Consider the following 12,025-nt stretch of genomic DNA (forward strand, 5'->3'; position numbering starts at 1 on the left):
AGCGTCGGGGCATGCGAATCGGCGAACTGGCGGAGCGGGCCGGGACCAGCACGCGGACCCTGCGGTACTACGAGTCGCGCGGGCTGCTGGCCGCCCGGCGCGCGGACAACGGCTACCGCACGTACGACGAGGACGACCTGCGCCTGCTGCGCCAGATCCGGATGCTCCAGGACTTCGGCTTCGAGCTGGAGGAGACCCGGCCCTTCGTGGACTGCCTGCGGGCGGGCCATCCGGCCGGGGATTCCTGCCCGGCCTCGCTGGCCGTCTACCGGCGCAAGCTCGCCGAGCTGGACGGGCTGATCGGCCAGCTGGCCGACGTACGGGACCAGGTCGCGCGGCAGCTGGCCGCGGCCGAGGAGACCGCCGGGGCGGACGCGGCGCCGCGCTGCGAGATGACCGCCGACGGGCCGACGGCATGAGACACGGAACGACATGGGACGCGACACGACATGAGAGGGAGAACGACATGATCCACGCACAGGGTGTGGCAGAGGTGACCGACGCGGACTTCGAGGCCGAGGTGCTCGGCGAGCGCGGGAGGCCCGTCCTCGTCGAGTTCACCGCGGACTGGTGCGGCCCCTGCCGCCAGCTCGCGCCGGTGCTGTCCGCCGTCGCGGCCGAGGAGGCCGACCGCCTCAAGGTCGTGCAGATCGACGCGGACAGCAACCCGGGGACCGTCACGCGGTACGGGGTGCTGTCCATGCCGACCCTGCTCGTCTTCCGCGACGGAGAGCCCGTCCGGCAGATGGTCGGGGCCCGGGCCAAGCGCAAGCTGCTCCAGGAGCTGGAGGAGCACCTCGCCCCGGCCGGGGCGACCGCTACGGCCTGAGCCAGACCGTGGCCAGCGGCGGGAGCGTCAGCCGCAGGCTCGCCGGCCGGCCCTGCGCCGGGACCGGCTCGGGGCGCAGCGGCTGCAGGTGCCGCACGCCGCTGCCCCCGTACTGCTCCCGGTCCGTGTTGAGGACCTCCCGCCACAGCGGGACCTCCTCCGGCACCCCGATCCGGTAGCCGTGCCGGACCACCGGCGAGAAGTTCGACACGCACAGCAGCTGCGAGCCGTCCTGCGCGTACCGCAGGAAGGCGAAGACGTTGTCCTCCGCGGCGTCGGCCTCCACCCAGGCGAAGCCCTCCGGCACGCTGTCCCGCTCCCACAGGGCGGGCGCCGCCGTGTAGGTGCGGTTCAGGTCGCCCACGAGCGTCCGTACGCCCCGGTGGTCGCCGGCCGCCGCGTAGGAGGAGTCCAGCAGCCACCAGTCCGGGCCGTACACCTCCGACCACTCCGAGCCCTGGGCGAACTCCTGCCCCATGAAGAGGAGTTGCTTGCCCGGGTGGGCCCACATGAAGCCCAGGTACGCCCGGTGCGCGGCACGCTTCTGCCACCAGTCGTCCCCGGGCATCTTCGACACCAGCGAGCCCTTGCCGTGCACCACCTCGTCGTGCGAGATCGGCAGCACGTAGTTCTCGCTGAAGGCGTAGACCATCCCGAAGGTCATGTCGTGGTGGTGGTACTTGCGGTGCACCGACTCCTTCGACATGTAGCGCAGGGTGTCGTGCATCCAGCCCATGTTCCACTTGAGGCCGAAGCCCAGGCCGCCCGAGTCCGTCGGCCGGGTGACCCCCTCCCAGGCCGTGGACTCCTCCGCGATCGTCACCACGCCCGGGCAGCGCCGGTACACCGTCGCGTTCATCTCCTGGAGCAGCGCCACCGCGTCCAGGTTCTCCCGCCCGCCGTGCTCGTTGGGCACCCACTCGCCCTCGCCGCGCGAGTAGTCGAGGTAGAGCATCGAGGCCACCGCGTCCACGCGCAGGCCGTCCACGTGGAACTCCTCGCACCAGTACACGGCGTTGGCGACGAGGAAGTTGCGGACCTCCTTGCGGCCGTAGTCGAACTCCAGCGTCCCCCAGTCCGGGTGCGCCGCCCGCCGCGGGTCCTGGTGCTCGTACAGCGCCCGCCCGTCGAACTCGGCCAGCGCCCAGTCGTCGCGCGGGAAGTGCGCCGGCACCCAGTCGACGATCACCCCGATCCCGGCCCGGTGCAGCGCGTCCACCAGGGCGCGGAAGTCGTCCGGCGTGCCCATCCGCGAGGTCGGCGCGTAGAAGCCGGTGACCTGGTAGCCCCACGAGCCCCCGAAGGGGTGCTCGGCGACCGGCATCAGCTCGACGTGCGTGAAGCCGAGCTCCTTCACGTACGCCGGGAGCTGCTCGGCGAGCTGCCGGTACGAGAGCCCGGGCCGCCAGGAGGCCAGGTGCAGCTCGTACACCGAGAAGGGGGCCTGGTGCGGGGGCCGGGCGCCGCGGTTCGCCATCCACTCGGCGTCCTCCCAGGTGTACCGGGAGGCGGTGACCACCGAGGCGTTCGCCGGCGGCACCTCCGCGGAGCGGGCCATCGGGTCGGCGCGCAGGGTGTGGCTGCCGTCGGGGCGCGTGATGTCGTACTTGTACAGCGCGCCGGCGCCCACACCGGGCAGGAAGAGCTCCCACACGCCGCTCGCGCCCAGCGAGCGCATCGGGTAGGCGACGGAGTCCCAGTACGAGAAGTCGCCGGTGACCCGGACCCCCTGGGCGTTCGGCGCCCACACCGTGAACCGGGTCCCGGCCACCCCCTGGTGCTCGGTCGGCTCGGCGCCCAGCGCCTTCCACAGCTGCTCGTGCCGGCCCTCGCCGATCAGGTGCAGGTCCAGCTCGCCGAGCGAGGGCAGGAACCGGTACGGGTCGTGCACCTCCACCTCGTCGCTGTCGTACGCCACCAGCAGCCGGTAGTCCGGCACCCCGGTCAGCGGCAGCAGCCCGGAGAACAGCCCGTCGCCGTCGTCGAAGAGCTCGGCCCGCAGCCCCTTGGCGATGACCGTGACCGCCTTGGCGTACGGGCGCAGTACGCGGAAGGCCACCCCGCCCCGCTGGGTGCGGGCGCCGAGCACCGCGTGCGGATCGTGGTGCCGGCCCTCCAGCAGCCGGGCCCGTTCCTCCCCGCCGAGCGCGGGCGCCCGCCGGACCCCGTGCGGAGGGGCGGCGCGGCGGGCCCGGGGCGCGCGCGGTTTGCGCGCCGCGGCCGGGGCGGTGGGTGCGGCTTCGTCGCGGACGGTCGGTGACGGCTGTCGTGCGGCGCTCACGCGAGCGGCCTCCTCGGGGGCTTCTGATGGGGGGTGGTGTGCGGGGCGATGGAGCCGGGGGCGGGCGGGGTCGGCGGCATGCGGTGGGCGGGCCGCTGCGGCTCCGAGAGCCGCCGGATCGCGGCCATCGGGACGTGCAGCCAGTCGGGGCGGTGCCGGGACTCGTAGCGCGCCTCGTACACCGCCTTGTCGGTCTCGTACGCCCGCAGCAGTACGGGGTCCTCGCGGGGGTCGCGGCCCGTGGTGCGGGCGTAGCCCTCGCAGAAGGCGGCCCGGCAGTCGTCCGCCCAGGCGGGGGCGAACGGCCGGTGCGAGCGCGCGGCGTAGTCGAAGGAGCGCAGTATCCCGGCGATGTCCCGCACCGCCGGCTCGGGGCGGCGCCGGTCGGCCAGGGGCCGGGCCGGCTCGCCCTCGAAATCGATCAACGACCAGCTGCCGTCGAGGGTGCGCAGGGTCTGACCCAGATGGAGGTCACCGTGGATCCGCTGGGCGGGCACCCCGGCGCCCCGGGAGGCGGCCAGCGCGTCGAACGCCCCCCGCAGTCCCGACTCGTAGGGCCGCAGCGCGGGCACCTCGCGGGCCGTGGCGGCCAGCCGGGCCGTCATCCCGGCGGCGAGCCGGGCCGTCTGCTCCGGGCCGAGCGCGAGGGTGGGCAGGGCGGCGGCGAGCGCACTGTGCACCTCGGCGGTGGCCCGCCCCAGCGCGTGCGCCTCGGCGGTGAAGTCGGCCCCGGCGCCGAGCCGGCGCAGCGCCAGCTGCCAGCCGTCGTCGGAGCCGCGCAGGTAGGGCTGGAGCACGCCCAGGGTCAGCGGCTCGCTCCCGGGCAGCTCGGCCTCGTACCAGGCGACGGGCGCCGGGACGCGGGCGCAGCCGGCGGCGGCCAGGGCTCTGGGCAGCTCCAGGTCCGGATTGACCCCGGGGCCGACCCGCCGGAACACCTTCAGGATGTACGAATCCCCGTAGATCAGCGAGGAGTTGGTCTGCTCGCCGGACAGCTGCCGGGGAGTGAGCCCGGCCGGGATCGGCGCGTCCGGGTCCCGGTCGAAGCGCAGCGGGCCGAGGGCGCCGGGGGAGCGCAACCGTTCCAGCAGCATGGCCGCGAGGCGCGGATCGCCCAGCGCCTCGTACACCGCGCGGCCCGCGTACGGGCCGTCCCCGGCGTGGCCGATCAGCGTGGGCGCGAGGGCGGGCGGCAGCGACGGCCGGATGCCCAGGAGGAGTTGGTAGCAGTCCCCGTCCACGTCGAGGAGCAGGTGCAGCAGTCCGGGGGTGGAGCCCGGGGGCAGCAGGTCGGCCGTCGAGACGGCCCTGAGCCTGCTGATGGGGCGGCCCTTGCCCGCGAACCAGCGCTGGGTGGGCAGCCAGGCCCGCAGCATCGGTTCCAGCGGGCCGATCCCGGCGGCCCGGTCGGCCGTCAGCCGGCTCCGGGCGGATGCAGCCTCCGACATGGCGTCGCGTCCTTTCCCCGGGCCGTCACAGAGTGCGCAGAGTGTCCCGGATGCGCGGCAGTTGCTTCTCCGGTAAGTGCGAGTGTCGGGTCAGGATGGTCCGTACAGGGGCGGGCGATTGACCCGTTCGAGCTGCCCGCCCCGTACCCGGCTACTGCTCGGCGCGCTGCTCCGTACGCAGCCGGAACCAGTAGAAGCCGTGGCCCGCCAGGGTCAGCAGGTACGGCCACTCGCCGATCGGCGGGAAGCGCACATCACCCGTGAGCTCCACCGGGACCCGTCCGTTGAACGACCTCAGGTCCAGTTCGGTGGGCTGCGCGAAGCGCGAGAAGTTGTGCACGCACAGCACCAGGTCGTCCCCGAACTCGCGCAGGAACGCGAGTACCGCCGGGTTGGACGAGGGCAGTTCGGTGTACGAGCCGAGCCCGAAGGCGGGGTTCGCCTTGCGGATCTCGATCAGCCGGCGGGTCCAGTGCAGCAGTGAGGAGGGCGATGCCATCGCGGCCTCGACATTGGTGACCTGGTACCCGTAGACCGGGTCCATGATGACCGGCAGGTTCAGCCTGCCCGGATCGCAGGAGGAGAAACCGGCATTGCGGTCCGGGGTCCACTGCATGGGCGTGCGGACGCCGTCGCGGTCGCCGAGCCAGATGTTGTCGCCCATGCCGATCTCGTCGCCGTAGTACAGCACCGGCGAGCCGGGCAGCGACAGCAGCAGGGCGGTGAACAGCTCCATCTGGTTGCGGTCGTTGTCGAGGAGCGAGGCGAGCCGGCGCCGGATGCCGATGTTGGCCCGCATCCGCGGGTCCTTGGCGTATTCGGCGTACATGTAGTCGCGCTCTTCGTCCGTGACCATTTCGAGGGTGAGCTCGTCGTGGTTGCGCAGGAAGATGCCCCACTGGCAGCGGTCCGGGATCGCCGGGGTCTTGGCCAGGATTTCGGAGACGGGGTAGCGGGACTCTCTTCGCACGGCCATGAAGATGCGCGGCATGACGGGGAAGTGGAAGGCCATGTGGCATTCGTCCCCGCCCTTCGCGAAGTCCCCGAAGTAGTCGACGACGTCCTCGGGCCACTGGTTGGCCTCGGCGAGCAGCACGGTGTCCGGGTAGTGCGCGTCGATCTCCTCGCGGACCCGCTTCAGGAGCTGGTGGGTGCGGGGCAGGTTCTCGCAGTTGGTGCCCTCCTCGGCGTACAGGTAGGGCACGGCGTCGAGGCGGAAGCCGTCGATGCCGAGGTCCAGCCAGAACCGCAGGGCGGAGAGGACCTCCTCCACCACGGCCGGGTTCTCGTAGTTGAGGTCCGGCTGGTGCGAGAAGAAGCGGTGCCAGTAGTACTGCTTGCGTACCGGGTCGTACGTCCAGTTCGAGGTCTCGGTGTCGACGAAGATGATGCGGGCGTCCTGGTACTGCTTGTCGTTGTCGGCCCACATGTAGTAGTCGCCGTACGGCCCGTCCGGATCCTTGCGCGACTGCTGGAACCACTCGTGCTGATCGCTCGTGTGGTTCATGACGAAGTCGATGATCACCCGCATGCCGCGCTGGTGGGCGGCATCCACGAACTCCACGAAGTCGGCGAGGTCGCCGAACTCGGGGAGTACGGAGGTGTAGTCGGAGACGTCGTAGCCCCCGTCGCGCAGGGGTGAGGCGAAGAACGGCGGCAGCCAGAGGCAGTCGACGCCGAGCCACTGGAGGTAGTCCAGTTTGGCGGTGAGCCCCTTGAGGTCCCCGACGCCGTCGCCGTTGCTGTCGTGGAAGGAGCGGACGAGGACCTCGTAGAAGACGGCCCGCTTGAACCAGTCGGGATCGCGGTCCTTGGCGGGGGTGTCCTCGAAGGTGTCGTGGACGGGATCGTTGATCATCATGTGGTGGGTGACCCTCCGGTGGGCGGGGACGGTCGCAGAGCCGCCAGTACGTGCGCGGGCGTGCGGCCCGGCTCTAGGCGCACGTAGTTGGCCCTGCCCCAGTGATAGGTCTCGCCGGTGAGCTCGTCGCGCACCGCGAGGGACCCGTGCCAGTCGAGGCCGAGTACCGGCATGTCCAACGAGACCGTCGCCTCCTGGGTGTGGTGCGGATCGAGGTTGACGACCACCAGTACGGAATTGGGTCCGGCGTGCTTCGAATAGGCGATCACCTGTTCGTTGTCGGTCGTGTGGAAGTGGATGTCGCGCAGCTGCTGGAGGGCGGGATTGCGGCGGCGCATCCGGTTCAGGGCGGTGATGAGCGGGGCGATGGTGCGGCCCTCGCGGTCGGCGGCGGCCCAGTCGCGCGGCCGGTACTCGTACTTCTCGGAGTTCAGGTACTCCTCGCTGCCCTCCCGGACCGGCTCGTTCTCGCACAGCTCGTAGCCGGCGTAGACGCCCCAGGCGGGGGAGAGGGTGGCGGCGAGCACCGCACGCACTTCGAAGGCGGGGCGGCCGCCGTTCTGGAGGTAGGCGTGCAGGATGTCCGGGGTGTTGACGAAGAAGTTCGGACGCATGACGGAGGCCGAGGGGGTGTCGGCGAGCTCGGTCAGGTACTCGGTGAGCTCGGCCTTGGTGGTGCGCCAGGTGAAGTACGTGTACGACTGCTGGAAGCCGACGGCGGCGAGCGCGCGCATCATCGCGGGCCGGGTGAAGGCCTCGGCCAGGAAGATCACGTCCGGGTCGGACTTGTTGATGTCCGCGATCACCTTCTGCCAGAAGGCCACGGGCTTGGTGTGCGGGTTGTCCACGCGGAAGATGCGGACGCCGTGGTCCATCCAGTACCGCAGGATCCGGCAGGTCTCCTCGACGATGCCGGCCATGTCGGTGTCGAAGTGGACGGGATAGATGTCCTGGTACTTCTTCGGCGGGTTCTCGGCGTACGCGATCGTCCCGTCGGCGCGGTGGCGGAACCACTGCGGGTTCTTCTCCACCCACGGGTGGTCCGGGGAGCACTGGAGGGCGAAGTCCAGGGCGATCTCCAGGCGCAGCTCGCGGGCGCGCGCGACGAAGGCGTCGAAGTCCTCGATGGTGCCGAGGTCGGGGTGGACCGCATCGTGCCCGCCCTCGGTGGAACCGATGGCCCAGGGCACGCCCGGGTCCCAACTGCCTGCGGAAAGCGTGTTGTTGGGGCCCTTTCGGTAGGTGCTGCCAATGGGGTGGATCGGCGGCAGGTAGACCACGTCGAAGCCCATGGCGGCGATGGCCGGCAGCCGCTCGGCGGCGGTCCGGAAGGTGCCGCTGACGGGGGCGGCGCCCGGCTCGACCACGGCCCCCTCCGACCGGGGGAACATCTCGTACCAGGAGCCGAAGAGGGCGCGCTTGCGCTCCACCAGCAGCGGGAGGGGCTTGGCGGCCGTGACCAGCTCGCGGTACGGGCGCTTCGCGAAGGCGGCGTCGACGGCGGGATCGAGGGCGGCCGCGTACCGTACGGAGACCTCCAGGTCCTCGTCCCGCATGGTCGCGGCGGCGGTGAGCACGGCCTCGCGGCCGTCGCGCTTGGGAATCCGGGCGCCGGCCCGCTCGTAGAGCTCGGCGCCTTCGAGGAGGGTGAGGCCGGTGTCGATCCCGGCGGGGATCTTGATGGCGGCGTGGGCCCGCCAGGTGGCCACCGGATCGCTCCACGCCTCGACGGTGTACGTCCACCTCCCCTCGACCTCGGCGGAGATCCGCGCCCCCCACCGGTCGGTGCCGGGGGCGAGCTCGCGCATCGGCACGGGGGGCCGCAGCCGGCCGCTCGGGTCTCGGAGCACGACGTGGGCGGCTACGGCGTCGTGTCCTTCGCGGAACACGGTGGCGGAGATCTCGAATACCTCGTCCACCACCGCCTTGGCGGGTCTGGCGCCGCAGTCGACGGCGGGGCGGACGTCCAGCACGGGAATGCGACCGATCATGATGGGATCACCTGGGGGCAGTTCGCAGGGCTCGGTGACAACAGGCCGGCCGGTATCCCAGCCGGTAGTGCACGCTCTGTTCGCTCTGTTTCTAGCCGCTCGGTGGACGGCTGGGCTGCGGGCATGGCCGCTCCTGTCCGCGTTCACTCGGGTGGCGGGGAGAGGTTGGGGGCGGGTGCGCCGTGCGTGTACCACGTGTACCCGGGGAGCCCTTCCCACTCTCACCCCGCCCAATCCGCGCGCTTGGTTAACTACTCGTACGTAGTGGAACGGGCAATACCCAGCGCTCGACCGACATCCGCCGGGGCTCCGTCAAGTCGGCCAGGACTACCTGATGTAGGGACACGCCACCCCGTTCACGCCCGTCACTCGCCCCCCTCCCGGCCCACGGCACGGCGGGGTCAAAGGGGAAGGAAGGGGAGGAATGTCAACCGCCGACACACACCCTGTACCGCTACGTGGGCCCGCCCGAGTTGACCGGTTCGGTGCGGCCCGGGCTGCGGGGGCGGCCCGGCCGGATCGGCGGGGATCTCACAGGGTGGACGGGGACCGGGGTCTGGCGGCGGTCGTTCGCGGCGACCAGGCTTCCGGCATCCGGCGGACGCGGACGGCCGCGGGGCGGGCTCCGGCCGGTGCGCGGGCCGCCGGAGGCGCCATGGTCGCGGGGAGCGGGCGGCGCTAGCCTTCCGGGGGTGATGCGCGGATGCACAGCGTGGTGCGGCCGCTCCGATCCGTAATCCCCTGCGAAGGTGGAACACGTGAAGGCTATCCGTCGATTCACCGTGCGCCCCGTCCTCCCGGAGACCCTGCTGCCGCTCGCCGACCTCGCGCGCAATCTGCGCTGGTCGTGGCATGCCGAGACCCGCGAACTCTTCCAATCCGTCGACCCCGAGGGCTGGCAGGCCGCCGACGGCGATCCCGTCCGGTTGCTCGGTGCCGTCTCCGCCGCCCGGCTCGCCGAGCTGTCCGCCGACCGCCGCTTCCTCCGGCGGCTCGCCGTCGCCGCCGCCGACCTCGATGACTACGTCAACGGCGGGAGGTGGTACCAGAGCCAGGAGAACGGCGCGGAACTGCCCGCCGCCCTTGCCTATTTCTCCCCCGAATTCGGAATCACCGCCGCCCTGCCCCAGTACTCCGGCGGCCTCGGCATCCTCGCCGGGGACCACCTGAAGGCCGCCAGCGACCTCGGCGTCCCGCTCATCGGAGTGGGACTGCTCTACCGGCACGGCTACTTCCGCCAGTCCCTCTCCCGCGACGGCTGGCAGCAGGAGCACTATCCCGTGCTCGACCCCAACGAACTCCCGCTCGACCTGGTCCGCCAGGAGGACGGGACCCCGGCCCGGGTCTCGCTGACCCTGCCCGGCGGCCGCGCCCTGCACGCGCACATCTGGCAGGCCCGCGTCGGTCGCGTACCGCTGCTGCTCCTCGACTCCGACGTCGAGGACAACGACGCGGCCGCCCGCGAGGTGACCGACCGGCTCTACGGCGGCGGCAGCGACCACCGGCTGCTGCAGGAGATGCTGCTGGGGATCGGCGGGGTGCGCGCCGTCCGCGCGTACTGCCAGATCACCGGGCATCCCGAGCCCGAGGTGTTCCACACCAACGAGGGCCACGCCGGGTTCCTGGGCCTCGAACGCATAAGGGAACTGGAGCGGGAGCGCGGCCTCGGCTTCGACGCCGCCGTCGAGGCGGTCCGCGCCGGGACCGTGTTCACCACGCACACCCCCGTCCCGGCCGGCATCGACCGCTTCGAGCGCGCGCTGGTCGCCCGGCACTTCGGGGAGGGCGGGGAACTCGACGGCGTACCCGTCGAGCGGATCCTGGAACTGGGCGCCGAGTCCTACCCCGGCGGCGACCCGGGCGTCTTCAACATGGCGGTGATGGGGCTGCGCCTGGCCCAGCGGGCCAACGGGGTGTCCACCCTGCACGGCGCGGTCAGCCGGGAGATGTTCGCCGGGCTGTGGCCCGGCTTCGACCCGGCCGACGTGCCCATCACCTCCGTGACCAACGGGGTGCACGCCCCGACCTGGGTGGCCCCCGAGGTGGTCCGGCTCGGCGCCCGCCAGATCGGCGCCGGGCGGACCGAGGACGCGCTGTCCGTCGGCGGCTCGCCGCGCTGGGACGCGGTCGCCGACATCCCGGACCAGGACGTGTGGGACCTGCGCCGGGTGCTGCGCGAACAGCTGGTCCAGGAGGTACGGGACCGGCTGCGCGCCTCCTGGCGCCAGCGCGGGGCCGCCGACGCCGAACTGGGCTGGGTGGACTCCGTGCTCGACCCGGACGTGCTCACCATCGGCTTCGCCCGCCGGGTGCCCTCGTACAAGCGTCTGACGCTGATGCTCCGCGACCCCGACCGGCTGCGCAGGCTGCTGCTCGACCCGGACCGGCCGGTGCAGATCGTGGTCGCGGGCAAGGCGCACCCGGCGGACGACGGCGGGAAGCGGCTCGTGCAGGAGCTGGTGCGGTTCGCGGACGACCCGCGGGTGCGGCACCGCATCGTCTTCCTCCCCGACTACGGCATGGCCATGGCGCAGAAGCTCTACCCGGGCTGCGACGTCTGGCTGAACAACCCGCTGCGGCCGCTGGAGGCGTGCGGGACCAGCGGGATGAAGGCCGCACTGAACGGCTGCCTCAACCTGTCCGTGCTGGACGGCTGGTGGGACGAGTGGTTCGAGCCCGACTTCGGCTGGGCCATCCCGACCGCCGACGGGCTCGGGGCCGACGAGGACCGCCGGGACCACCTGGAGGCGGGCGCCCTCTACGAGCTGATCGAGGGCCGGGTCGCGCCGCGGTTCTACGACCGGGTCGGGCGCACCGGGCTGCCGGTGCGGTGGATCGAGATGGTCCGGCGCACCCTGGTCTCGCTCGGGCCGAAGGTGCTGGCCGGGCGGATGGTGCGGGAGTACGTGGAGCGGCTGTACGCGCCGGCCGCGCTCGCCCACCGCGCCCTCACCCCCGAGGCGGCACGCGACCTCGCCTGGTGGAAGGGGCGGGTCCGCGCGGCCTGGCCGCGGGTCGGGGTCGAGCACGTCGAGGCCCTCGCCGCGGCTCCCGTCAACGGCACCGCCGAGCTGGGGGCCACCCTCACCCTGCGCGTGCAGGTGTCCCTGGACGCGCTCGCGCCGGAGGACGTCGAGGTCCAGGCCGTCGCCGGGCGGGTGGACCCGCAGGACGTGATCCGCGACGGGCGGGCCTTCCCGCTCAAGCCGGCCGCCGGACCGGACATGGACGGGCGCTGGGTGTACGAGGGGCCGCTCGCCCTCGACCGTACGGGGCCCTTCGGCTACACGGTCCGCATCCTGCCGGCGCACCCGCTGTTGGCGACCCCGGCCGAACTGGGGCTGGTCGCGGGGCCGGTGGACTCGGACGCGGGGGGCGGCGTACTGCTGCGGTAAACGGCGGCCGCCAGGAGGTGCCCGGTGGGGCCGGTTCCAGCGGGGCCGGTTCCGCCGGGGCCGGTTCGGGCGGGGCCGGTTCGAGCGGGGCCGGTTTCCGCGGGCCGGTTTCAGCGGGGTCAGCGCCGGTGGGGCCGGGCGCGCGCCGGGGCACCTCCTCGGGCGCCGAACGTGGCCAGGGGTCGGAGAGTGGCAGCCTTGTTGCGTTCGGCGCCCTGCG

The 12,025-nt window shown here is 72.5% G+C and carries 7 protein-coding genes; 3 read left to right on the forward strand and 4 right to left on the reverse strand.

Going from position 1 to position 12,025, the window contains the following annotated elements:
• Positions 1-11: 11 nt before the first annotated feature.
• Together ACFWBN_RS07170 and ACFWBN_RS07175 are read left to right on the forward strand one after the other, a co-directional pair.
• Complete coding sequence (locus tag ACFWBN_RS07170; protein ID WP_385171825.1) at positions 12-419, forward strand: MerR family transcriptional regulator; 408 nt, start codon at positions 12-14, stop codon at positions 417-419.
• Positions 416-829 (forward strand): thioredoxin family protein, encoded by a 414-nt coding sequence (locus ACFWBN_RS07175; RefSeq protein WP_385171828.1) that lies wholly within the window; start codon positions 416-418, stop codon positions 827-829. The genes ACFWBN_RS07170 and ACFWBN_RS07175 overlap by 4 nt, the downstream gene beginning before the upstream one ends.
• Here the strand turns inward: ACFWBN_RS07175 and glgB are convergent.
• The 4 genes from glgB to ACFWBN_RS07195 all read right to left on the reverse strand — a co-directional run bounded on the left by glgB (position 819) and on the right by ACFWBN_RS07195 (position 8,410).
• Positions 819-3,110 carry a 1,4-alpha-glucan branching enzyme gene (glgB, locus tag ACFWBN_RS07180; protein ID WP_385171831.1) on the reverse strand — a complete coding sequence of 764 codons (2,292 nt, stop codon included), beginning with the start codon at positions 3,108-3,110 and terminating at the stop codon, positions 819-821. The genes ACFWBN_RS07175 and glgB overlap by 11 nt on opposite strands.
• Entirely contained in the window at positions 3,107-4,558 is a 1,452-nt protein-coding gene (locus ACFWBN_RS07185; protein WP_385171834.1) for a maltokinase, read from the reverse strand. The genes glgB and ACFWBN_RS07185 overlap by 4 nt, the downstream gene beginning before the upstream one ends.
• Positions 4,559-4,709: 151 nt before the next feature.
• Positions 4,710-6,419: a maltose alpha-D-glucosyltransferase gene (gene treS / locus ACFWBN_RS07190; protein WP_385171837.1), complete on the reverse strand. Its 1,710-nt coding sequence runs from the start codon at positions 6,417-6,419 to the stop codon at positions 4,710-4,712.
• Complete coding sequence (locus ACFWBN_RS07195) at positions 6,416-8,410, reverse strand: maltotransferase domain-containing protein (protein WP_385171840.1); 1,995 nt, start codon at positions 8,408-8,410, stop codon at positions 6,416-6,418. Before ACFWBN_RS07195 ends, treS begins: the two co-directional genes overlap by 4 nt.
• A 758-nt stretch (positions 8,411-9,168) precedes the next feature.
• Here ACFWBN_RS07195 and glgP point away from each other — a divergent pair.
• Positions 9,169-11,805: an alpha-glucan family phosphorylase gene (glgP, locus tag ACFWBN_RS07200; RefSeq protein WP_385171843.1), complete on the forward strand. Its 2,637-nt coding sequence runs from the start codon at positions 9,169-9,171 to the stop codon at positions 11,803-11,805.
• The last annotated feature ends 220 nt before the right edge of the window (positions 11,806-12,025 follow it).

Source organism: Streptomyces sp. NPDC059989, assembly GCF_042736975.1.
Taxonomy (GTDB): Bacteria; Actinomycetota; Actinomycetes; order Streptomycetales; family Streptomycetaceae; genus Streptomyces.